The organism is Croceitalea vernalis (assembly GCF_031846405.1).
In the GTDB taxonomy this organism is placed as follows: domain Bacteria; phylum Bacteroidota; class Bacteroidia; order Flavobacteriales; family Flavobacteriaceae; genus Croceitalea; species Croceitalea vernalis.
Map to the genome: position 1 here is coordinate 474,849 of NZ_JAVRHU010000002.1, position 23,496 is coordinate 498,344.

Consider the following 23,496-nt stretch of genomic DNA (forward strand, 5'->3'; position numbering starts at 1 on the left):
TGTTTATTGGAATTGTATATGGATAGTATTGGAACCTTAATTACTAGTATCCCTTGGTGGCTTTGGGTTATTGCCTTCATTGTTTTAGTAGCTATTTGGGATATTTTTTTTCAACGTTCTCATACCATTAAGCATAATTTTCCAGTAGTAGGTCATTTACGGTATTGGTTAGAAAGTATTGGGCCAGAAATGCGACAATATTTTGTTGCTAATAATCGCGAAGAGCTTCCTTTTAATCGTATCGAGCGGGGGTGGATTTATGCCTCAGCTAAAAAGGAAAACAATTACGAAGGCTTTGGAACCGATCGAGATATCTATGCACACCAACATATTTTCGTAAAGAACGCTATGATTGGTTATCAAATTCCGAAAGACCATCCGAATATTAATAATCCATACTTTTTACCATGCGCAAAGGTAATTGGTGGCTATAACAAAAGAGAAAAACCTTTTCGACCTGCATCCGTAATAAACGTCTCTGCCATGAGTTTTGGTTCGCTATCGGCAGCAGCTGTTGAGGCCATGAATAAAGGAGTACACAAGGCAAATGCCTATCACAACACTGGTGAAGGTGGTCTTTCACCGTATCACAAGCAAGGTGGTGATGTAGTTTTTCATTTTGGAACAGGTTATTTCGGGGTGCGTTCAAAAGAAGGTAACTTCTCTATGGAGAAAATGAAAAAGTTAGTTCATGAGAACCCTTGTATTAAGGCTATTGAAATAAAACTATCTCAAGGGGCCAAACCAGGCAAAGGTGGCGTACTTCCTGGCGCAAAAATAACCAAGGAAATTGCAAACATTAGAGGTGTTGAAGTTGGAAAAGATGTGTTATCTCCAGCTACCCATAAGGCTTTTAATTCTATATCAGAGTTATTGCAATTAATTGAGGCTATCGCAAAAGAAACAGGACTTCCTGTTGGTATCAAGGCAGCCATAGGTAAACTACAACAATGGGAAGAACTTGCTGATTTAATGGTCAAAACAGGAAAAGGACCTGATTTTATTACAGTAGATGGTGGTGAAGGCGGAACTGGTGCAGCTCCCCCAAGTTTTGCTGATCATGTATCACTTCCCTGGGTTTACGGTTTTGCTAGTTTGTATAAAATTTTTAAGAATAAAAATCTTACGGAACGAATTGTATTTGTTGGTAGTGGAAAATTAGGGTTTCCGGCTAAAGCTGCCATGGCATTTGCAATGGGCATTGATTGTATAAATGTTGCTCGAGAAGCAATGATGAGTATTGGATGCATTCAGGCACAAATTTGTCATACAAATAGATGCCCTGCTGGTGTGGCTACACAAAGTAAATGGTTGCAAAATGGTATTAACGTTCCTTTAAAATCAGACAGGCTTGCGCAATACTTTAAAACATTTAGAAAAGAGTTTTTAGAGATTACCAGAGCCGCTGGTTATGAACATCCTTCTCAATTTACCATGCAAGATATTCAAGTAAACGTAGATGATGACTATCTTAGTAGTGATTTAAGAACTGTTTACGGTTATGAAAAAACACCAGTACCTTTTACAGATATGCAAGCCTTAATGGAGTGTGCGTATTTAGGAGGCCAATAATAAAAACCTTTAGAGCATGAAAAGACTATTACCCCTTGTTATCTTATTAGTATTTACCAGTATATCGGCACAAAAAAAGAGTGAACTTATCGCTGAAATCGGAGAACTCGAAAAGACAATCATGTCATTAAATGATTCCGTGTCATTAGCGCAAAGACAAATAAACAAATCAAACTCAAAAGCCGAGCTATTCGAAAAAGAAAATGAAGATTTGCGGGCTGCTAATGCTACTTTATTACAAAATTTGACCAATTTTTCTAAAATTTCTAAGCAAAACACAGAATCAGTTGGTAATGCACTTAATAGCTTAAAGAAAAAAGAAGAACAACTTAGGGTAATTACTGATACATTTTCGCAAAACGATTCTATCGCTATTGCCATATTTACGCAAGTAAAACAAACTATGGGTCCTGACGCGAAAGCCGGTGTTTCTAATGGTAGTGCGCTTATTTCAAATTCTTTAGATAATTTATTCGGATCAGATTCAGGTGCAACGCTAACTGAAATTGGACTGACTTGGGCCTCTAAAATTAGTGAGATTATAAAAGCAAACCCTGACCGTTCTATAATTGTGGAAGGTTTAAATATTACAGGAGAATTAGACGTCACTTATGCTCAAGCTAGCGCTGTGGCAAATGCGCTGACTAAAACGGATGGAGTTGGTTCTGAAAGAATACAAGTTTTAGTTAAAGACGGTAATTTTAAAGAAGGTATTTCTATAAGAATTGCGCCAAACCATGCCGCATTTTATGAAATGGTAAAAAAAGAATTTCAATAGAATTCAATATACTTTTAGCCCAAAATTGGCGTTCTATTTTCATTAAAACCAAAATGAACCATGAGCGGAGATCAAGTTTTCCAACTATTTGCCTATTTATTACCTTCAATTGTTACTGGTGCAATAGCTTTTTATTTTTTTAGAATGCATACAAATAATGAAGAAGGACGAAGAAGATTCTTACTTCATAAAGATTCACAAAAAGATACCTTACCTGTTAGGTTACAAGCTTATGAACGTATGGCTCTATTTTTAGAGCGTATTTCAATTAATAGTTTGGTCGTTCGTGTTGCTCCACAAAGTCAAGATAAAGCCAAATATGAAAACCTGCTTATAAAACAGGTGGAAAATGAGTTTGACCATAATTTGCCTCAACAAATTTATATGACTGACGAATGTTGGAATGTTATAAAAGCTGCTAAAAATGCAACTATTCAAATTATTCGTTCAGCAGGAATGAGCGAATCTGATTCAGCAGATAAACTTCGTGAAGATATTTTGAACAAAACTATGGAAAAACAATCACCTTCCGCTACGGCACTCTCTTTTGTAAAGAAAGAGATTGGTGAACTATGGTAAGCTTAAGTTTATAGATTATTCTTTTAAATCAGGAATGATTGGCATACTCTCTATATTTTTATTCTTAGCATAGAGATACCCTTTTTTCCACCAAAGCGTCATTTTTTTCTTATTGAAAATCAGGGAATTAACAGTTAATATTGTTGGTGTATAGTAAAGGTTAATTATAGCGTTTTTTTGATTTGCCACTAATTTGCCAATCCTAATGTTTTGGTGTTCAATTCTATCTAAAATAAAACTCAACATACTGGTCAAAAGCTCAAAAGGATTTCTAGACGGTACTCGATTCATATAATTTACCTCAGTATGCAATACGACAACATCAACTTCGGTTGCTCCTCTTCTAATTGCTTCTTCGATAGGCACTATACTGCCTAATCCGCCATCTGCATATTCACAACCATTTTTTCGAACCAAACTCATAAAGGGAATATAATTGGCAGAAACCCAGATCCAATCACAGAAATCATCATAATCACATTCCTTTATTGATTTATACTCTACTTGATTTAGAGATAAATTAGAAACTGTAATCACAACATCGGGACTATTAGCTTGTAATTGCTGAAACTCTTCAAAAGTTAAACTCTCTTCAATCAGGTTTCTAAGATTCTCACTTTCTCCAAATGTTTTTTTACCCTGAAAAAAATTTCGCACTACGTTCCAATGATTGATAGAAATTTCATCAATACCATATTTCTTTTTCACTACAAATGGGCAGCTATTAAAAATACTTTTCTGATTGACATTACTATATATTTCCTTGATTTTGTCAAGCTTGCCTAATGCTAAATGTGAAATCAAAAGACTACCGGTAGAAGTGCCCACAAAAATATCGTACTCCTTACCCAATCCTTCAATAAGGTATTGTGCGACGCCTCCTGCAAAAGCACCTTTGCTACCACCACCTGAAATCACCAATGCCCTCATGGATTTATTAATTTTTTAAGTTTAAACTGTTCCTCTTCTGCCATTGAATAAGAAACATTCAAAAGTCGTGTTTTCATCTCATTATTTTGGGCTAATTGTTTCAATAAATTTCTTGAAGACTTTTTAAACTGCCAAACATGATGATTCGTTGCAATAATAAGGTTCCTTAACGATTCATCACTAAATGCTTGGATTTGACTTAAATAACGAAAGGCTATTTGACGTACCTCAAAATGATAATGAGAAGCAGTATAACCATTTAATTCATTGTAATACTCCAGTTTCTGAGCAGATTGATATTCCGATGTTATTAAGGCCAAGGTCAACCAAAGCAATCGAACATTTTTATTAGGTAATCCTATATTCTTTTTCGTTTTTTCGAGGTAATCAATTCTATTATCTGGGAAAGATGTCCAAAGTTTGTATAAGGATAATTCTCTAGTTAAATAACTGGAATCATTTAATAAAGATTCAGCATCTTCTTTTAAAAGGTCCGACAAATTATCTAGAAGTTCAAGAGCTTTTAACCTTATTTTAGGCTCTTTATTTCTTAATAATAACATATAATTCGCCTCAAGATACTTATCAAAATGTTCATTTATCAAATTCAATTTATACTGAATTGGTTCTTCGGTTTTGAGAAATTCAAAGGATACTAACTCCCGATGTTTTTCCATAAAAAACATGCGAATTGAGGAGCTTTTTGTCATCAAATATGTTTTTACTTCTTCCCATGGAAATTCCTCCGATTCTAACCATTTCTTCCTATAACCTGATAAATTTTGACCACTTGAAGATTCTAATTCAGTTAGAAAATTAGCAATCGTCACATTTTCAAATTGGTGTTTCTCCAAATAGGCCTTTGTGCCATTTTTAAAAGCTTCCTCCCCTACTTCATCTTTTAGCATTACCAAAGCCCAAGCACCTTTTTCATAGAAAGTTAGACTATTGGCATTGGGGTTGGTTAATGCTTCACCATCACCATTTTCAGATAAATTATGAAGGGTTTTGGCCGTTTCATAAAGCTTCCAGTAAAAATGATCATCTCCAAACAAATGCTTTTCAGCTAAATACGCATAATAGGTTGCAAAACCTTCATGCAACCAATGATGCTTGCCACTTTCTTCGGTCACTAAATTTCCAAACCATTGGTGTGCTAGTTCATGCGCATTAACATTAACATAGTTCTTATTTACGAAAGCAGTGGAGTCAATCATATATTGATTTGAGAAAATGGTGGTTCCAGTATTTTCCATTCCAGCATACATAAAATCTTGAACTGGGACCTGCTTGTAATTTTGCCAAGGATAAGGAAACCCAATCTCTTTTTCTAAAAAATCAAAAATCTCTTTTGTATAACGATACGTCGGTTCAACTTTTAAGCTGTCTTTAGGTTCATAATACAGTTCAATTGGAGTCCCCGAATTAGACTTTATGACTTTCTTATCAAAATTACCAATAACAAAAGCTGCTAGGTAACTGCTCATGGGTTTTTCCATATTAAACTGCCATTTTTTCAACCCTCCAGCTATTTTAGAATTTGTTAATCTTCCATTGGCGATAACATTATAATTTGGATTAGAATAAATCGTCAAATCAAATTCAACCTTTTCATTCATATCATCAAAACTAGGTAGCCAATGGCTTGTATATTTCCCTTGGCCTTGGGTCCAAATTTGCTGATTATCCTTTATCTCATCATCAAAGCCTAAAAAATAAAGAGTTTGTTTGGGTTTTGAAGTAAAACCAAACTTCACATTGTATTGACCATGAGTTAACTTTAAATTCAGAACCAGTTTCTTTTTATCATAAGCTAAGAACTCGCTGACTTCTTTATTATCAAGGTAAAATTGGGAGAATTCCATATCGATAGCGTCAAAAGAAATACTATCAATAGTCGAGTTAACAATAAAATCATATTTCACAATACCAGAAATACCATCTGAGTAGAGTTTAATCTCTGCATCAACATGAGTAAAATCCACACCAGGTTGCTTTTGAGCCAAAAGAGTTGATGTAAAAACGAAAATAAATACAAACTGGAAAAACCTCATAAAAGCAAAGTAGCAAAAGTCAATCCAAATTACATATTTTAGTTCTATGAATCCTAATTTCCTTCAAACCCCTTTGGTTTACTTAAAAGGTGTTGGTCCTAATCGGGCTGAAACCTTAAAAGTCGAATTAGGTTTGGAGACCTTTGGAGACCTACTTCAATTATATCCTAATAGATATTTAGATAAAACCCAATACTATAAAATTGGACAGTTAAAAGATAGTGGTGCGGATGTTCAGATCTTAGGAAAAATAGTTCACTTAAAAACGGTAGAACAAAAAAGAGGAAAGCGTTTGGTGGCCTCTTTTGTTGATGATACGGGTCAAATGGATTTAGTTTGGTTTAGAAGCCATAAATGGATTCGAGAAAATATTAAGCTTAACGAACCTTATGTCGTTTTTGGAAGAGTAAATAAATATGGTAGTATTTTTTCAATGCCGCATCCTGAAATGGAATTACTTAAAGTACATCAAGCCGGGCTAAAAATTAGCATGCAACCTATTTATCCATCAACAGAAAAATTGAGTAATTCAGGTATTACCAATAAAGTTATCTCTAAACTAATTCAACAACTTTTTATAGAAACTAAAGCGGACTTTGATGAAACACTTTCACAATCCTTGCTTGAAGAATTAAAACTCATTTCAAGGGCTGATGCCTTATTAAATATCCATTTTCCAAAAAGTCAAGAGCTTTTGGCTAGAGCACAATTCCGTTTAAAATTTGAAGAATTATTCTTTGTGCAAATGCAATTACTCAATAAAAAAGCGATTCGTAAGCACAAGATAAAGGGGCTGCCATTTGACCAAGTTGGAGAAAAATTTAATTTTTTCTTTACAAATCATTTGCCTTTTGAGTTAACCAATGCTCAAAAAAGGGTCATCAAAGAAATAAGAAACGATATGGGTAGTAGTGCCCAGATGAATCGTTTGTTACAAGGTGACGTGGGCTCAGGAAAAACAATTGTTGCACTAATGTGTATGCTTTTAGCAATCGACAATGATTATCAAGCTTGTTTGATGGCGCCTACGGAAATATTGGCCAATCAACATTATAATGGTTTGAAAGAACTTTTGGCGGATATGGACATTACAGTTGCAATCTTAACTGGTTCTGTTAAAAAATCAGCTCGAAGAACAATTCATGAACAATTGGAAAGCGGAGAACTTAATATTTTGGTGGGAACACATGCTGTTTTAGAAGATAAAGTACAATTCAAAAACTTAGGTTTAGCGGTTATAGATGAACAGCATCGATTTGGAGTAGCACAACGTTCCAAACTCTGGAGGAAAAATTCTCTTCCTCCCCATATTCTTGTAATGACTGCTACCCCTATTCCTCGCACACTTGCTATGAGTCTTTATGGAGATTTAGATATCTCTGTAATTGATGAATTACCTCCAGGTCGTAAAGCAATCAAAACGGTACATCGTTACGATGCCAACAGGCTAAAGGTATTTCGTTTCATCAAAGATGAAATAAAAAAAGGGCGCCAAGTTTATGTGGTATATCCTTTAATTCAAGAATCTGAGGCTATGGATTATAAAGATTTAATGGATGGCTATGAGAGTATTGCAAGGGAATTTCCGCTTCCAGATTTTCAAATATCTATTGTTCATGGTCAAATGAAACCGCAAGACAAAGACTATGAAATGGAACGTTTTGTAAAAGGCGAAACTCAGATAATGGTTGCCACCACAGTTATCGAAGTTGGTGTCAACGTACCAAATGCTTCGGTAATGATTATTGAAAGCGCTGAACGTTTTGGTTTATCACAATTACATCAGCTTCGCGGACGAGTCGGTCGTGGAGCTGAACAAAGTTTCTGTATATTAATGACCAGTCATAAGTTATCAAGCGATGCAAAAACTCGATTAGAAACCATGGTCCGAACTAATGATGGTTTTGATATTGCCGAAGTAGATTTAAAGCTACGTGGCCCTGGTGATTTGCTGGGTACCCAGCAAAGCGGACTTTTAAATTTGAAAATAGCAGATATTGTTAAAGACAATCAGATTCTAAAATCAGCTCGGTATTATGCGATGCAACTATTAAAGGTAGATCCAAAATTAGAAAAAAATGAACATTTGGTCATAAGAAAGGCTTACGCCACTTTAGTAAAGGATAAAGTCATTTGGGGATATATTAGTTAATAAGCACGAATGCTTATTGCTTGAACATCGTAATTTCTATAAGACCTCATACTGTTCAAAAGGCCTACAATTTTTATCTTAGCAAGTCAAAATTGAAAAGATTTTATAATGAGTAATACCCTCTTTGATAAGGTTTGGGATTCCCACGTAGTAAAGAAAATAGAAAATGGCCCAGATGTCTTCTTTATAGACCGTCACTTGGTTCATGAAGTAACAAGTCCAGTTGCTTTTTTAGGTTTAAAAAATAGAAATATTCCTGTTTTATATCCTGAAAGAACTTTTGCAACTGCAGATCATAATACACCAACAATTAATCAACACTTACCAGTTGCTGACCCATTATCTGCAAATCAATTAGAAGCATTAGAAAAAAATGCAGCTGAACATGGTATTCCTTATTGGGGCTTAGGTCATGAAAAGAATGGTATAGTGCACGTAATTGGCCCAGAAAATGGTATTACATTACCTGGTGCAACCATCGTATGTGGAGACTCGCATACATCTACTCATGGTGCTTTTGGAGCAATAGCTTTTGGTATTGGTACTTCAGAAGTTGAAATGGTTTTGTCTACGCAATGCATCATGCAGCCTAAGCCAAAAAGTATGCGTATTAATATCAATGGCAACTTAAACTTTGCAGTAACTCCAAAAGATGTTGCCTTATATATTATTTCAAAATTAACTACTTCTGGCGCCACTGGTTATTTTGTGGAATATGCTGGCGATGTATTTAAAAATATGAGTATGGAAGGTCGTATGACCGTCTGTAACTTGAGTATTGAGATGGGTGCTCGTGGTGGAATGATTGCTCCTGATGAAAAGACTTTTGAGTACGTAAAAGGAAAAGAATTTGCACCTAAAGGAGAAGATTGGGACAAAGCAATGACCTATTGGGAAACATTGTATACCGAGGAGGATGCCACATTTGACAAAGAATTGACTTTTGATGCCGCTGATATTGAACCAATGATTACTTATGGTACCAATCCTGGTATGGGTACAGGTATTAGTAATGGCATACCAATGGCAGAAAGTCTTGAAGGTGGCGTTGCTACTTATAAGAAATCCTTAGCATATATGGATTTTAATGAAGGTGAAGACATCAAAGGAAAACAAATTGACTTTGTTTTCTTAGGTAGCTGCACCAATGGTAGAATAGAAGATTTTAGAGCGTTCGCCTCTATCGTAAAAGGCAGAAAAAAAGCAGATAATGTTACAGCATGGTTAGTCCCTGGTTCTCATAAAGTAGAAGATGCAATTAAACAAGAAGGTATTCTTGATGTGTTACATGAGTCCGGTTTTGAGCTACGCGAGCCTGGTTGTTCTGCATGTTTGGCAATGAATGATGATAAGATTCCTGCTGGCAAGTACGCTGTTAGCACCTCCAACAGAAATTTTGAAGGCCGTCAAGGTCCTGGAGCCAGAACTTTATTGGCTAGTCCTTTAGTTGCGGCTGCGGCTGCGGTTACGGGTAAAGTAACTGATCCTCGAGAATTAATGGAAATGGAAACTGCATAAGGCTTTCAAATTAACAACTACAAAATTTAAACATGGCATACGATAAATTCAATATACTTAAAAGTTCAGCTGTTCCTTTACCAATTGAAAATGTTGACACGGATCAAATAATTCCTGCACGTTTTCTTAAGGCAACAGAAAGAAAAGGTTTTGGGGACAATTTGTTTCGTGATTGGAGATACAACTCAGACAATACACCAAAAGAACAGTTTGTTTTAAATAACCCTATTTATAGTGGAAAAATCTTAGTTGGTGGTAAAAACTTTGGGTCAGGTTCATCTCGTGAACACGCTGCTTGGGCGGTTTATGATTATGGATTCAGATGCGTTATTTCAAGTTTTTTTGCGGATATTTTTAGAGGGAATTGTCTAAATATAGGGGTTTTACCTGTTCAGGTGAGTCCAGAATTTCTTGATAAAATCTTTAAAGCTATCGAAGCGGAACCTAATACGGAACTTGAAGTCAATTTGCCAGAAGAAACTATTACTATTTTAGCTACAGATGAAAAAGAAACTTTCGCAATCAACGAGTACAAAAAAGACAACATGACAAATGGTTTTGATGACATTGATTATTTGTTGAATGTAAAAGAAGACATCAAAACTTTTGCTGAGAGTAGACCTTTTTAAATTCTAGTAATGGCGAGAACCATTGAAATTATGGATACCACCCTTAGGGATGGAGAACAAACCTCAGGTGTATCTTTTACGGCTTCTGAAAAACTAACGCTTGCAAAGCTTTTGTTAGGCGAACTTAAAGTGGATCGAATTGAAATAGCCTCAGCAAGAGTTTCGGAAGGGGAATTCAATGCTGTAAAGCAAATTACGGACTGGGCAATAGAAAATAATTGTATTTCTAAAATTGAAGTGTTGACTTTTGTTGATGGTGGAACTTCAATCAAATGGATGGAAAAAGCGGGTGCAAAAGTCCAGAACTTACTGACTAAAGGGTCGCTTAATCATTTAACACATCAACTCAAAAAAACTCCTAAACAACACTTTGCAGAGATTGCTAAGGTCATTGAACTAGGAAATAAATCTGGTATTGATACGAATGTTTACCTTGAAGATTGGAGCAATGGAATGCGTAACTCACAAGATTATGTATTACAGTTTCTTGATTTTCTTACAGAACAACCCATTAAAAGAGTCTTATTACCAGATACTTTAGGGGTATTGACGCATACAGAAACTTCTGAATTTCTAACAAAAATTGTAAAGAAATATCCGAATACTCATTTTGACTTTCACGGACATAATGACTATGATTTAGGTGTTGCTAATGTAATGGAAGCAGTTAAAGCCGGATGTCACGGACTCCATCTAACGGTTAACGGCATGGGTGAGCGTGCGGGTAATGCTCCTTTAGCAAGCGCAATTGCTGTAATCAATGATTTTTTACCTGAAGTTACCACAGCTGTAAACGAATCTTCCCTTTATAAAGTTAGCAAACTTGTTTCTGCATTTACTGGATTCGGAATACCTGCAAATAAACCTATAGTTGGCGATAATGTATTTACTCAAACTGCTGGAATTCATGCAGATGGAGATAGTAAGCACAATCTTTACTTTAGCGACTTAATGCCAGAACGTTTTGGTAGAAAACGTAAATATGCCTTAGGTAAAATGTCAGGTAAAGCAAATATTCAAAAGAACTTACAAGAGTTAGGATTGAGTTTGAATGACGAAGAGCTTAAAAAAGTAACAACGCGTATTATTGAATTGGGCGATAAAAAAGAGCGGGTAACTAAAGAGGACCTTCCATATATTATTTCTGATGTATTAGATAGTAGTTCTTTTCAACAAAAGGTATTTGTTAAGTCTTATGTGTTGACACATGCAAAAGGATTACAACCTTCCACTACTCTATCTATGGAGGTTGATGGAAAGCTATATGAAGAAAATGCACAAGGTGATGGGCAGTTTGATGCCTTTATGAATGCTTTACATAAAGTATATGGTAAACTAAAGGTTAAATTACCAGAATTGGTTGATTACGCCGTTAGAATTCCCCCAGGCAGTAATTCAGACGCTTTATGTGAAACTATGATTACTTGGAAAACAACAAAGAATGATTTTGTTACTACCGGTCTAGACTCTGACCAAACAGTATCAGCAATTAAAGCAACTGAAAAGATGCTCAATATAATTTAAATAACACTCAAGACATTTTTATGAAAATGAATATCGCCTTATTGGCAGGAGATGGTATAGGACCAGAAGTAATAGATCAAGCTGTAAAAGTATGTGATACTATAGCGAGTAAATTTAACCATGAAATCTCATGGAAACCTGCTCTTACAGGTGCAGCAGCAATTGATGCTGTTGGAGAACCATATCCTGATGAAACGCATAGCATTTGTGAAGAAGCAGATGCAGTTTTATTTGGTGCTATTGGTCATCCTCGTTTTGACAATGATCCTTCGGCAAAGGTTAGGCCTGAGCAAGGTTTATTGAAAATGCGTCAGAAATTAGGGTTATTTGCAAATGTACGCCCAACCTTTACATTTCCATCACTTATTGATAAATCTCCATTAAAAAGAGAACGTATTGAAGGCACTGATTTGGTGTTTTTTCGAGAATTAACTAGTGGTGTTTATTTTGGTGAAAGAGGTAGAAAGGACAATGGAGATACTGCTTTTGATACCATGACCTATCAGCGTTTTGAAATTCAGCGTTTAGCTAAAAAAGGTTTCGAGGCAGCAATGACGAGGGGTAAGAAGCTTTGCTGTGTAGATAAAGCCAATGTATTGGAATCTTCTCGTTTGTGGAGGGAAACTGTACAGGCAATGGAAAAAGAATATCCAGAAGTTGAAGTTTCTTATGAATTTGTTGATGCTGTTGCTATGCGTTTGGTACAATGGCCCAATGAATATGATGTTTTAATTACAGAGAATCTTTTTGGAGATATTTTAACCGATGAAGCCTCCGTGATTTCAGGTTCTATGGGATTAATGCCTTCCGCTTCTTTAGGAGAAAAGGCGTCGTTATTTGAACCTATCCACGGTTCTTACCCTCAAGCTGCAGGAAAAGACATTGCAAATCCCTTAGCAACCGTATTATCGGCTGCAATGATGTTTGAGACAGCTTTTAATTTACATGACGAAGCAAAAGCTATTCGTGATGTTGTAAATAAGTCTTTAGCTGAAGGTTATGTTACTGAAGATTTAGCTGAAGGAGGCAAAGCTTATAAAACAAGTGAAGTTGGAGATTGGTTGGCCTCTAACATATAGACAAAGAACATATTTTATATTATTTAAAGCCTAGTGACTATTCACTAGGCTTTTTTGGTTATTATCTTCTTAACTTTAGAAGTAAAGAAAATTGAAAATTGAAATTACTAGAAGTTAAAAAAGGGGGGATAATTCAACGCCAGGGCGATTTAAATTCTAAAATTTATCTTGTTGAAAAAGGGCTTCTACGTAGTTATACTATTGATAAAAAAGGGAAAGAACATATTTTTATGTTCGGACCTGAAGGTTGGGTGGTTGCGGATACCAACCCAGCAGATATACCAGCAGAATTATTTATTGATGCACTTGAAGATTCTATAGTTCATGTGGCTGAAAAAGAACCTTCAAAAGAAATTCAAAACATTAAGCCTTTATTGAAAAGATTAAGCGTTTTACAAAAAAGAGTGCTTATGCTTATGAGTGCCTCTGCTATTGAACGTTATCAACACTTTATAAAAACTTACCCTAATATTTTATTACGTGTACCACAAAAAATGATTGCTTCTTATCTTGGAATTACGCCAGAAGCATTGAGTAAAATAAAAAGAAATCTCTAGTTTTTTATATTCCAGAAATTCTTGTTTAATGTCTTTTCTTAATCCAGGTTAATGTTTTTTCATAGTTGTTTTTCCAAATTTGTACTATGAAAAGAATATTAGCAATTGGAGCAAGCAATAGCAAAAAATCTATCAATTCTCTTTTTGCTACCTATGTTGCAAATGAATTAGAAAATGTATCGGTTATCACTTTGAATTGGAACGATTTAATTTTACCTATATATAGTCCAGATTTGGAATTCGAATCCGGGATACCAGAGAACATTTATTATTTTAAGAATCTTATTGAGTCTGTTGATGGAATAGTCTTATCGCTAGCAGAATACAATGGAATGACCACAGCGGCATTTAAAAACTTATGGGACTGGACCTCACGGGTGGATATGAAATTTTGGGCAAATAAACCTATGTTCTTATCATCCGTTTCACCTGGCAATCGAGGTGGAGTCAATGTACTGGAAATTATAAATAATTTAATCCCGCACTTTGGAGGTAATATAATTTCAAAATTTTCATTACCAACATTCCATTCAAATTTCCAAAAAGGAGAACTTATTAATACTCATTTGAAAGAAGATTTAATGGTGCAAATACTAAATTTTCAAAAAGCTCTTTAATTTTTAAAGATTTTTAAAAACTACCAAAAAACATATCATGAAAAATTTACAAGCACTATTCAGAATCGCAGCAATTTTATGGATTATTTGGGGAATTGTTCACATTTTTGCTGGGATAATGACCGATTATTTTATTCTAAACAAAAATATTACCGCTGCTATTAGTGGTATTGCTGATAAAGTTGACTCAGAATCTTTGATTCGCGATTATCCTTCTGCGGCAGGAGCAATAATTGGCCAGCATGGATTTAACCTGCTATGGATAGGTTTAGTCACCTTTATCTGCGCGTTTTACGTCTGGAAAGGTAACAAAAGTGCGATTTTCTTAGCGGCTATAACTGGCGGATTGGCAGATCTAGGATATTTTCTTTTTATGGATTTAGGGGGTTTTACAAATTTTGTGCCTGGCACTATAATGACAATTGTTTCGAGTATGGCAATTGTCATAAGCTTTTATGCCCTTTTTAAAAGGGAAAGCGTTTAATATGGAAATAGGAATTGACAGTTTTGCCGCTTCTCCAGAAAAGGAGGTCAATGGTTCAAGAGCCATCAACGAACTTATAGAGCGCATTGAATTTGCGGACAAAGTTGGATTGGATGTTTTTGGCATTGGCGAACACCATCGTGAAAATTTTTTGGATTCTGCTCCTTCTATGATTTTGGCAGCAGCAGCTAGAAAAACAGAACAAATCAAACTTACCAGTGCGGTAACAGTTTTAAGTGCTGCAGACCCCGTAAGAGTGTTCCAGAATTTTGCGACGCTTGATTTGATATCCAGCGGTAGAGCAGAAATTGTAGCTGGGCGCGGTTCTTTTACCGATGCCTTTCCCTTATTTGGATTCAATTTAGAGGACTATGACGCGATTTTCATCGAAAAACTAAAACTACTTTTAGAGATACGGGATGAAGAAACCATTACATGGACGGGTAAGTTTAGACCTAGCCTAAATCGCCAATCTATTTACCCTCGACCTGTTCAAAAGAAATTACCTGTATGGTTAGGAGTTGGTGGGACGCCTTCTTCATTTGTTAGAGCTGGCGAATTGGGTTTACCTTTGATGCTAGCATCAATTGGAGGGCAAACCCATCGCTTTGCACCTTTGGTAGATATCTATAGACAGGCCGGAGCAAAAGCTGGATATTCTCCAGAGCAATTAAAAGTGGGCTTACATTCTCTAGGCTATGTTGCAGAAACGACAGAGCAAGCAGTTAACGACTATTTTCCAGGTTATCAAAAAGTATTCACTAAAGTTGGTCAAGAACGTGGCTTTCCACCAGTTACCAAAGCAGGTTTTGATGCTCAAAATGCCAGTCCTCAAGGTGCCTTGTTAGTAGGTAGTCCAGGGGAAGTAGCTGAGAAAATTTTACATCATCATGAAGCACTTGGTGGTATTTCAAGATTAACATTTCAAATGGATGTTGGTATTTCTCATGAAAAACTACTTAAGGCCATTCAACTTATTGGCCAAAACGTAGCTCCCCTAGTAAAAGCAAGTTTATAAAATATAATCTGTACTCAAAAAGTTGCTCACTTTAGCTTCTAATAACTGTTCAATTGTCTCATTATTCAATTCATTGTCCTTAAAAGCCACAAAGGTTCTTATTGAAAATGAACGTAAAGCATCATGAACGCTTAGGGTCGCTTGGGCAGAATCTTTCCGTCCAGTGAAAGGATAAACATCCGGTCCACGTTGGCATGAGCTGTTCAAATTTACTCTACAAACCAAATTTGCTAGTGTATCAATAAGCGGAGAAAGACTGTACACATCTTTTCCAAAAAGACTTACTTGCTGCCCGTAATTAGATTCCGCCATATCGTCGAGCGGCTCTGAAATGTCAGAAAACGAAAGTACTGGAATTATGGGTCCAAATTGCTCTTCCTCATATACTCGCATATCCTTTGAAACCGGATATAAGACGGCAGGCCAAATATAATTATCAGAATGCTCCCCTCCTTTTTCATTTTGAACACTAGCTCCTTTAGCTAAAGCATCATCTAAGAGTTCCTGAATGTAAGCCGGTTTTCCTGGCTCTGGCAGTGGTGTTAATTTTGCGCCATCATCCCAAGGATTTCCAAACTTCATTGCATCTACTTTAGCCGAGAAACGTTTTAAAAACTCTTCCTTAATATCATCATGAACATAAACTACTTTTAATGCAGTACATCGCTGTCCATTAAAAGAAGTGGTACCCGCTATCACTTCATTAATCGTAAGATCTAAATCGGCATCTGGTAAAATAATTGCTGGGTTTTTAGCCTCTAAGCCTAACACCAATCGTAGTCGGTTACTTTTTGGATGTTGCTCTTGCAAGGCGTTTGCAGATTTACTATTTCCAATTAAAGCTAACACATCAACCTTCCCAGTTTGCATAATTGGTGCTGCTACAGCTCTACCTCTTCCAAATAGAATATTCACTACTCCTTTTGGAAAGCAAGACTGAAAAGCTTCTAACAAAGGAGTAATTAATAGAACTCCATGCTTGGCAGGTTTAAAAATGGTTGTATTCCCCATTATAATTGCAGGAATCAATAAGGCAAAGGTTTCATTCAAAGGGTAGTTATAAGGGCCTAGGCATAAAACAACGCCGAGTGGTCCTCTTCTAATGTGAGCATAAACATCGCCAGATTTATGAAACTTTGCAGAATCACGATCTAATTGCTTATAGTCTTCTATCGTGTCATAAATGTACTCAACCGTTCTGTCAAATTCTTTTTGTGAATCAGGAAGTGATTTGCCTATTTCCCACATTAATAGTTTTACAATCTTTTCTCGTTTGGTCTCCATTTTTTTAACAAAGCTCTCCATGCATGCCACACGGTCTTTAACTTTCATAGTAGGCCAAATTCCTTTTCCTTTGTCATAAGCACCTAGAGCAGCTTCTAAAGCATCTATAGCTTCTGGTTCGCCCATATCTGGTATATTACCTAAAAGTGTTGGCTTGTAATCATCTGTAGAAGAAATTGTAGAATACACCGCTGTTGAATTACCTGACCATGATTTCAATTGACCATTGACTAAATAATGTCTTTGATCAATAGTTTCTTTTATTTGGAATTCTTCTGGTATGTTGTCTCTAGTGCTCATTGTTTTTAATTTTAATGGAACAAAAAATCCCTAATTACTTAGGGATTTAGTCGTTAAACAATCGGTTTCATTGCAGTCATCGATTCTCGCAATCTCGTTCCGACAATTTCAACCGGATGTTCTCTTAGTTCTTTGTTTATAGCTATCAATTTAGCATTGTCTACTCCATTACCCTCACTTGAGGTATACGGCGTACCTATAATATCCGTATCAACTGTTTTCATAAAGTCAGTTAATAAGGGTTTACAAGCATGATCAAATAAATAACAACCATATTCGGCAGTGTCAGAAATAACCCGATTCATTTCAAATAATTTTTTTCTTGCTATGGTATTAGCAATAAGAGGTGTCTCATGTAATGATTCATAGTAGGCAGATTCAGCTATAATTCCAGATTCCGTCATTGACTCAAATGCCAACTCGACCCCTGCTCTAACCATAGCGATCATCAATACGCCATTATCGTAAAATTCTTGTTCAGAGATTTCCATATCACCCGCCGGTGTTTTCTCAAAAGCTGTCTCTCCTGTAGCGGCTCTCCAAGTATGTAAGTTCTTATCATCGTTAGCCCAATCTTCCATCATTGTTTTTGAGAAATGACCGGTCATGATATCATCCATATGTTTTTGAAATAATGGACGCATAATATCCTTTAACTCTTCTGCTAATTCAAATGCTTTTATTTTCGCTAGATTACTTAATCTGTCAAACATATTGGTAATACCTCCGTATTTCATTCCCTCTGTAATGGTCTCCCATCCATATTGAATTAATTTAGAAGCATATCCAGCATCAATTCCCTTCTCAACCATTTTATCAAAGCAAAGAATAGATCCTGTTTGTAACAATCCACAAAGGATTGTTTGTTCTCCCATTAAATCAGACTTAACTTCAGCTACAAAAGAAGACTCTAAAACACCTGCCCTATGGCCACCTGTTCCAGCAGCATAGGCTTTTGCTTGGGCTAAACCATGACCTTGAGGGTCATTATCTGGGTGTACAGCAATTAATGTAGGCACCCCAAATCCTCTTTTATACTCTTCTCTAACCTCAGAACCTGGACATTTAGGTGCTACCATAATAACCGTAAGGTCTTCCCGGATTTGCATACCTTCCTCAACAATATTAAAGCCATGAGAGTAAGAAAGTGTTGCACCTTTTTTCATCATTGGCATCACAGTGCTAACTACATTAGTATGTTGTTTATCAGGAGTCAAATTAATTACCACATCGGCATTAGGGATAAGCTCTTCATAGGTTCCAACATTGAAATTGTTTTCAGAAGCATTTTTAAATGATTGTCGTTGCTCTTTAATCGCTGCTTCTCTAAGTGTATATGAAATATCTAAACCAGAATCACGCATATTTAGACCTTGATTAAGACCTTGAGCTCCACAACCAATTATTACAATTTTCTTTCCTTTTAATGCACTAACACCATCTGAAAACTCAGAAGATTCCATGAATCTACATTTGCCCAATTGGGTCAATTTGTCTCTTAATGCTAATGTGTTAAAGTAATTTGCCATTTATTAAAAATTTAAATTTTTTTTCTCCACCGCAAGATGGAAATGTATTTATGTTCTATCTATTTATTTGAACTTTCTAAACAGAAATCTGCTGAAAGGTTATTTATCAATTAATTCGTCAAATGAAATTCTTTCAACATTGCTGTTATTTTCATTTCATCTTTAGTTACAGAAATACGTCCTGAACGAACAAACTGCATAATGCCAAATGGTTTTAATTGGTCGTGCATCTCGTCAATTTCGTGTCTTCGACCTGACTTTGCAAGAACAAAAAATTCTCTGGCTACCGTGACTATTTGTGAATTACTTTCTTTAATAATATTTTGAATTTGTCTTTCATCAAACAGTAAATCTGAGTTGATTTTAAATAAAGCAGATTCTTGATAAATGGTTTCATCATCAGTATGATAAAATGCTTTTATCACCTCTATTTGCTTTTCTAGCTGCCCAACAATATTATGCACCCACTTCTCTGTTGTATTTACTACAATAGTAAATTTAGAGACTTCATCTATCTCAGATTTTGAAACATTTAAACTCTCAATATTAATATGTCTTTTTAAGAAAATACCAGATATTCTGTTAAGTAATCCAACATTATTTTCAGAATAAACCGATATGGTAAACCATTCTTTTTCCATACGCTTTATTTTATTCTAACTGCTATTATCACACCAGTTGACCAATTCATTTTAGTAATATTAAAGTCTTGTCGTTCTTCTAAATATGAAACAAGTTTTTCTACATTTTTATCATGACCTTCAGGCCAATTAGGTTGGGCAGTCATATCATCAATAACATAAAAACCTCCGAGTTTTATTAAATCTAATACTTCATCTAGCTCACTGTACTTTCCAGGCCAGGCATCAGCAAAAATCAAATCAAATTTTGAATCCTTATAATTCTGAATCCAATCACTACCGTCCTCACAACTAATTTTAACTCGATTATCATTTCCAAAATATTGATTGGCAATGGTTATCAATTCTGGGTCATTATCAACAGTAATTAAACTTGATTCCGAATCCATTCCATCAATCATCCACGATAAAGAAAGACCAATACCAGTACCCAACTCCAAAAAGTGCCCTTTTGGCTTACTAGATATTAGTGTTTTCAATAGTGTTCCAATAAATAAATCTGAAGGCATCGTAAATCCAATTTCTTTGGATTTCTGAGCTATCTTATGATGTATAATCGGAATGTCTTGAATATTCGAATCGTTCATTTGGTTTATTTCAATCGTATATCTGAAACCGATGCTCCCGATGGTATCATCGGAAATACATTATCTTCTTTTTCAACTTTAACTTCCAAGAAATACGGCTTATCAGAAGCAATCATTTCTTGAATGGTAGCTTTTAAATTTTTACGTTCGCTAACTCTTTTTGACTCAATATGATATCCTTCTGCTATTTTCACAAAATCAGGATTAACCATTACAGTAGATGCATATCTCTTATCAAAAAATAATTCTTGCCATTGGCGCACCATTCCCAAATGGTCATTATTTAAGACCACAATTTTTACAGGAATTTGATGCTGAAAAATAACTCCTAATTCCTGTATGGTCATCTGATAACCACCATCACCAATTATTGCCACAACTTCTCTATCCATAGCACCTTGCTTAGCACCAATTGCTGCTGGAAGTGCAAAGCCCATGGTACCTAAGCCTCCAGATGTGATATTGCTTTTTGACTGTTCAAATTTTGCATAACGACAAGCAATCATTTGATGTTGTCCAACATCAGTAACAATTACTGCCTTATTCTTTGAAGCGATATTTATTTCTTCAATAACTTCACCCATTGTTAATCCCTCTTTGGTCGGATGAATATCGTTCTTGATTACGGTATCAAATTCAATCTGTGCTTTTTGTTTGAATTCGTCATGCCAAGCATCATGTTTATTGTTCTTAACAAAAGGAAGTAATTTTGCCAAAGTAACCTTAGAATTTCCCAAAACAGCAACATCCGCCTTTACATTTTTATTGATTTCGGCAGGGTCTATTTCAAAATGAACCACTTTGGCTTGTTTGGCATAGGTATCTAAACTACCCGTAACGCGGTCATCAAATCGCATACCAATAGCCAAAAGTAAATCACATTCATTGGTCAATACATTTGGGCCATAATTACCATGCATACCAACCATACCAACATTCAACGGATGGCTTGTTGGAATTGCAGATTCTCCCATGATGGTCCACGCAGCTGGAATACCTGCTTTTTCAATCAATGCTTTGAGTTCTTCCTCAGCTTTACCGAGAATAACTCCTTGACCCCATACAATAAAAGGTTTTTTGGCATTATTTATGAGCTCTGCAGCAGCTTCTATTGCAGTTACATCAGGTTTAGGTTCAGGATTATAACTACGAACACCAGTACATTTTTCATAGCTAAACTCAAATTCTTCAAATTGCGCATTTTTAGTAATATCAACCAATACCGGTCCTGGTCTACCCGATTTAGCAATATAAAATGCCTTGGCCATTACTTCAGGGATTTCTGAAGCTTTGGTGATTTGATGATTCCATTTTGTAACAGGAGTAGAGATACCTATAATATCAGTTTCTTGAAAAGCATCCGAACCTAAAAGATGTCTTGGAACCTGCCCCGTAATGCAAACTATTGGTGTTGAATCTATTTGGGCATCTGCCAAACCGGTCACCAAGTTCGTAGCACCTGGTCCTGAAGTTGCCATAGCAACACCTACCCTACCTGAAACTCTTGCATAGCCCTGAGCAGAATGTGTCGCACCTTGTTCATGTCTGGTTAATATATGAGTCAATTTATCTTGAAACTTATATAGTTCATCATAAACTGGCATGATTGCACCTCCTGGATAACCATAAAGTAAATCAACACCCTCAGCTAATAAGCAATGGATTATTGCTTCAGCGCCAGTTATTTTTATTTTGGTAACTGTTTCCGACTTGTCTTTTTTCACTTTTAGTGTTTCCATAGCTTCACGGATTATATTTCATCAGTAACGCAACCTTGAGAGGCCGACGAAACCATTTTTGCATATTTATATAAGCTCCCTTTTCTTACTTTAAGTTCAGGTTGCTCCCAATTTCTTCTTCTATTGGCCAATTCTTCTTCAGTCAAATCAACCGAAATTGTATTATCTTCAGCATTAAGCGTGATGATATCACCATCTTCTAATAATGCAATATTTCCTCCATCTTGCGCTTCCGGTGCAATATGACCGACCACAAAACCATGTGTGCCTCCGGAAAAACGGCCATCCGTAATTAAGGCGACATCTTTACCTAAACCTGCACCCATAATGGCGGCGGTCGGTTTTAACATTTCTGGCATTCCTGGCCCACCTTTAGGACCTTCATAGCGGATGACGACAACATCTCCTTTTTTTACCTTACCATCTCTAATACCATCATTGGCTAGAAATTCACCTTCGAAAACCTTAGCAGGTCCAGAAAAATGTAATCCTTCTTTTCCTGTAATTTTTGCAACAGAACCTTCACTAGCTAAATTTCCAAAAAGGATTCTAATATGCCCTGTTTCTTTTATTGGATTATCTAAATCTTTAATTACTTTTTGACCCTCAACTAAATTAGGTACGTCCGCTAAATTCTCTGCAACTGTTTTCCCTGTTACCGTTAAACAATCACCATGTAACATATCCTTTTCCAGCATAAACTTCATTACTGCAGGTATACCTCCTACTCGATGAACATCTTCCATTAAAAATTTACCACTAGGTTTTAAATCTGCTAAGAATGGCGTCGTATCACTAATATGTTGAAAATCGTCTAGACCAAATTCAATCTCGGCGGCTTTTGCAATCGCTAAAAAGTGGAGAACTGCGTTCGTACTACCACCTAAAACAGTGATTAAGCGTACTGCATTCTCTAAAGATTTTCTAGTGATAATATCTAAAGGCTTGATGTCCTTTTCAATTAGTTGTTTTAATGCACGACCTGAAGCTATACAATCTTCTTTCTTCTCACCGCCTGTAGCAGGATTAGAAGAATTATAAGGCATAGCCATACCTAAAGCCTCAATGGCGGAAGCCATGGTATTAGCTGTATACATTCCACCACATGCGCCTGCACCTGGACAAGCATTTTGTATAACAGCCTTGTAGTCTTCTTCATTTAAAGTGCCTGCGACTTTTTCTCCCCAAGCTTCAAAAGCGGAAACAACATCTAATTTTTTATCCTTTAAACATCCTGATGCAATAGTACCGCCATAAACTAATACTGAAGGTCTATTTAACCTAATCATTGCCATTAAAGCGCCTGGCATATTTTTATCACATCCTACAACTGTAGCCAAACCATCATAATTCATTGCCTGCACCACTGTTTCCATTGAATCTGCTATAATATCTCTTGAAGGGAGCGAATATCTCATACCGTACGTACCCATTGAAATACCATCACTAACACCAATTGTATTGAAAATTAGACCAACTAAATCAGAAGAATTTATACCTTCTTTGACATATTCAGAAAGGTCATTTAAATGCATATTACAAGGGTTACCCTCATAACCGGTGCTACCAATACCAATCAAAGGCTTTTTTAAATCTTCCTCAGTTAAACCAATGGCATATAACATAGCTTGTGCTGCTGGTTGTGTTGGGTCTTGGGTAACGTTTTTGCTGTATTTATTCAGTTCCATTAAAGTCTTCTTTCAAATTATAGTTTGTTCTAATACATACTACAACATTCAAAAATAATTTTTTCAAACATCCTATAATTTTAACAGTCGGTGAACCGCTAAATTCATTTAAATTCTAAACCTTTTATATAATTGATTTTCAATTATTTAACTCATTTTAAAATACCATATTCATTCCTTTTGGAAAATTCATAAAAACATGTCTTTAGAGTTTTAGAACCATCTCAATTTTATACT

General features: G+C 35.8%; 20 protein-coding genes. 12 read left to right on the plus strand and 8 right to left on the minus strand.

Annotated elements, in window-relative coordinates:
• Positions 1-18 precede the first annotated feature (18 nt).
• From RM520_RS08540 to RM520_RS08550, 3 genes are read left to right on the plus strand one after another with little or no spacing between them, the layout of a single operon-like run.
• Positions 19-1,572, plus strand: coding sequence for an FMN-binding glutamate synthase family protein (locus RM520_RS08540; protein ID WP_311387710.1), 1,554 nt, complete (start codon positions 19-21; stop codon positions 1,570-1,572).
• 16 nt (positions 1,573-1,588) lie between these two features.
• On the plus strand, positions 1,589-2,350 hold the full coding sequence (locus RM520_RS08545; protein ID WP_311387711.1) for a hypothetical protein: 762 nt from the start codon (positions 1,589-1,591) through the stop codon (positions 2,348-2,350).
• A 60-nt stretch (positions 2,351-2,410) separates the two neighbouring features.
• Complete coding sequence (locus RM520_RS08550) at positions 2,411-2,929, plus strand: DUF7935 family protein (protein ID WP_311385291.1); 519 nt, start codon at positions 2,411-2,413, stop codon at positions 2,927-2,929.
• A 15-nt stretch (positions 2,930-2,944) separates the two neighbouring features.
• On the opposite strand, the gene RM520_RS08555 is transcribed toward RM520_RS08550, so the two are convergent.
• Complete coding sequence (locus RM520_RS08555) at positions 2,945-3,859, minus strand: patatin-like phospholipase family protein (RefSeq protein ID WP_311385292.1); 915 nt, start codon at positions 3,857-3,859, stop codon at positions 2,945-2,947.
• The gene (locus RM520_RS08560) at positions 3,856-5,913 is read right to left on the minus strand and encodes a M1 family metallopeptidase (protein WP_311387712.1); all 2,058 of its coding nucleotides are present in this window, start codon (positions 5,911-5,913) and stop codon (positions 3,856-3,858) included. Before RM520_RS08560 ends, RM520_RS08555 begins: the two co-directional genes overlap by 4 nt.
• Before the next feature lie 46 nt (positions 5,914-5,959).
• On the opposite strand from RM520_RS08560, the gene recG reads away from it, so the two are divergent.
• From recG to RM520_RS08605, 9 genes are all read left to right on the plus strand, one after another.
• Positions 5,960-8,065 carry an ATP-dependent DNA helicase RecG gene (recG, locus tag RM520_RS08565; protein ID WP_311387713.1) on the plus strand — a complete coding sequence of 702 codons (2,106 nt, stop codon included), beginning with the start codon at positions 5,960-5,962 and terminating at the stop codon, positions 8,063-8,065.
• A gap of 108 nt (positions 8,066-8,173) precedes the next feature.
• Complete coding sequence (gene leuC, locus RM520_RS08570) at positions 8,174-9,583, plus strand: 3-isopropylmalate dehydratase large subunit (RefSeq protein WP_311387714.1); 1,410 nt, start codon at positions 8,174-8,176, stop codon at positions 9,581-9,583.
• Positions 9,584-9,615: 32 nt separating this feature from the next.
• Entirely contained in the window at positions 9,616-10,212 is a 597-nt protein-coding gene (leuD, locus tag RM520_RS08575; protein ID WP_311387715.1) for a 3-isopropylmalate dehydratase small subunit, read from the plus strand.
• Positions 10,213-10,221: 9 nt separating this feature from the next.
• The gene (locus RM520_RS08580; protein WP_311387716.1) at positions 10,222-11,736 is read left to right on the plus strand and encodes an alpha-isopropylmalate synthase regulatory domain-containing protein; all 1,515 of its coding nucleotides are present in this window, start codon (positions 10,222-10,224) and stop codon (positions 11,734-11,736) included.
• Between the two features lie 20 nt (positions 11,737-11,756).
• Positions 11,757-12,815 (plus strand): 3-isopropylmalate dehydrogenase, encoded by a 1,059-nt coding sequence (gene leuB / locus RM520_RS08585; protein ID WP_311387717.1) that lies wholly within the window; start codon positions 11,757-11,759, stop codon positions 12,813-12,815.
• Between the two features lie 98 nt (positions 12,816-12,913).
• Complete coding sequence (locus RM520_RS08590; protein WP_311387718.1) at positions 12,914-13,372, plus strand: Crp/Fnr family transcriptional regulator; 459 nt, start codon at positions 12,914-12,916, stop codon at positions 13,370-13,372.
• 86 nt (positions 13,373-13,458) lie between these two features.
• Positions 13,459-13,989, plus strand: coding sequence for an NADPH-dependent FMN reductase (locus tag RM520_RS08595; RefSeq protein WP_311387719.1), 531 nt, complete (start codon positions 13,459-13,461; stop codon positions 13,987-13,989).
• Between the two features lie 37 nt (positions 13,990-14,026).
• Positions 14,027-14,473 (plus strand): hypothetical protein, encoded by a 447-nt coding sequence (locus RM520_RS08600; protein ID WP_311387720.1) that lies wholly within the window; start codon positions 14,027-14,029, stop codon positions 14,471-14,473.
• A gap of 1 nt (position 14,474) precedes the next feature.
• On the plus strand, positions 14,475-15,491 hold the full coding sequence (locus tag RM520_RS08605; RefSeq protein ID WP_311387721.1) for an LLM class flavin-dependent oxidoreductase: 1,017 nt from the start codon (positions 14,475-14,477) through the stop codon (positions 15,489-15,491).
• Here RM520_RS08605 and RM520_RS08610 read toward each other — a convergent pair.
• The 6 genes from RM520_RS08610 to ilvD all read right to left on the minus strand — a co-directional run bounded on the left by RM520_RS08610 (position 15,486) and on the right by ilvD (position 23,259).
• Positions 15,486-17,075 (minus strand): NADP-dependent glyceraldehyde-3-phosphate dehydrogenase, encoded by a 1,590-nt coding sequence (locus RM520_RS08610; protein WP_311387722.1) that lies wholly within the window; start codon positions 17,073-17,075, stop codon positions 15,486-15,488. The two genes, RM520_RS08605 and RM520_RS08610, sit on opposite strands and share 6 nt — an antisense overlap.
• A gap of 53 nt (positions 17,076-17,128) precedes the next feature.
• Positions 17,129-18,604: a ketol-acid reductoisomerase gene (gene ilvC / locus RM520_RS08615; RefSeq protein WP_311387723.1), complete on the minus strand. Its 1,476-nt coding sequence runs from the start codon at positions 18,602-18,604 to the stop codon at positions 17,129-17,131.
• Positions 18,605-18,714: 110 nt separating this feature from the next.
• Positions 18,715-19,245, minus strand: coding sequence for an acetolactate synthase small subunit (gene ilvN / locus RM520_RS08620; protein WP_311385302.1), 531 nt, complete (start codon positions 19,243-19,245; stop codon positions 18,715-18,717).
• A 5-nt stretch (positions 19,246-19,250) separates the two neighbouring features.
• Positions 19,251-19,832: an O-methyltransferase gene (locus tag RM520_RS08625; protein ID WP_311385303.1), complete on the minus strand. Its 582-nt coding sequence runs from the start codon at positions 19,830-19,832 to the stop codon at positions 19,251-19,253.
• Between the two features lie 5 nt (positions 19,833-19,837).
• Positions 19,838-21,571, minus strand: coding sequence for a biosynthetic-type acetolactate synthase large subunit (ilvB, locus tag RM520_RS08630; RefSeq protein ID WP_311387724.1), 1,734 nt, complete (start codon positions 21,569-21,571; stop codon positions 19,838-19,840).
• Between the two features lie 11 nt (positions 21,572-21,582).
• A complete protein-coding gene (ilvD, locus tag RM520_RS08635; protein WP_311387725.1) occupies positions 21,583-23,259 on the minus strand; it encodes a dihydroxy-acid dehydratase in 1,677 nt (558 codons plus the stop codon).
• Positions 23,260-23,496 lie beyond the last annotated feature (237 nt).

Excerpts from the sequence above, each read along its gene's own strand:
- RM520_RS08550 (WP_311385291.1), top strand. The coding sequence starts at position 2,411 with ATGAGCGGAGATCAAGTTTTCCAACTATTTGCCTATTTATTACCTTCA.
- ilvN (WP_311385302.1), bottom strand. The coding sequence starts at position 19,245 with ATGGAAAAAGAATGGTTTACCATATCGGTTTATTCTGAAAATAATGTT.
- RM520_RS08600 (WP_311387720.1), top strand. The coding sequence starts at position 14,027 with ATGAAAAATTTACAAGCACTATTCAGAATCGCAGCAATTTTATGGATT.
- RM520_RS08560 (WP_311387712.1), bottom strand. The coding sequence starts at position 5,913 with ATGAGGTTTTTCCAGTTTGTATTTATTTTCGTTTTTACATCAACTCTT.
- RM520_RS08625 (WP_311385303.1), bottom strand. The coding sequence starts at position 19,832 with ATGAACGATTCGAATATTCAAGACATTCCGATTATACATCATAAGATA.
- leuC (WP_311387714.1), top strand. The coding sequence starts at position 8,174 with ATGAGTAATACCCTCTTTGATAAGGTTTGGGATTCCCACGTAGTAAAG.
- ilvB (WP_311387724.1), bottom strand. The coding sequence starts at position 21,571 with ATGGAAACACTAAAAGTGAAAAAAGACAAGTCGGAAACAGTTACCAAA.
- ilvD (WP_311387725.1), bottom strand. The coding sequence starts at position 23,259 with ATGGAACTGAATAAATACAGCAAAAACGTTACCCAAGACCCAACACAA.
- RM520_RS08595 (WP_311387719.1), top strand. The coding sequence starts at position 13,459 with ATGAAAAGAATATTAGCAATTGGAGCAAGCAATAGCAAAAAATCTATC.
- RM520_RS08605 (WP_311387721.1), top strand. The coding sequence starts at position 14,475 with ATGGAAATAGGAATTGACAGTTTTGCCGCTTCTCCAGAAAAGGAGGTC.
- ilvC (WP_311387723.1), bottom strand. The coding sequence starts at position 18,604 with ATGGCAAATTACTTTAACACATTAGCATTAAGAGACAAATTGACCCAA.
- leuD (WP_311387715.1), top strand. The coding sequence starts at position 9,616 with ATGGCATACGATAAATTCAATATACTTAAAAGTTCAGCTGTTCCTTTA.
- RM520_RS08580 (WP_311387716.1), top strand. The coding sequence starts at position 10,222 with ATGGCGAGAACCATTGAAATTATGGATACCACCCTTAGGGATGGAGAA.
- RM520_RS08555 (WP_311385292.1), bottom strand. The coding sequence starts at position 3,859 with ATGAGGGCATTGGTGATTTCAGGTGGTGGTAGCAAAGGTGCTTTTGCA.
- leuB (WP_311387717.1), top strand. The coding sequence starts at position 11,757 with ATGAAAATGAATATCGCCTTATTGGCAGGAGATGGTATAGGACCAGAA.
- RM520_RS08610 (WP_311387722.1), bottom strand. The coding sequence starts at position 17,075 with ATGAGCACTAGAGACAACATACCAGAAGAATTCCAAATAAAAGAAACT.
- RM520_RS08545 (WP_311387711.1), top strand. The coding sequence starts at position 1,589 with ATGAAAAGACTATTACCCCTTGTTATCTTATTAGTATTTACCAGTATA.
- RM520_RS08540 (WP_311387710.1), top strand. The coding sequence starts at position 19 with ATGGATAGTATTGGAACCTTAATTACTAGTATCCCTTGGTGGCTTTGG.
- recG (WP_311387713.1), top strand. The coding sequence starts at position 5,960 with ATGAATCCTAATTTCCTTCAAACCCCTTTGGTTTACTTAAAAGGTGTT.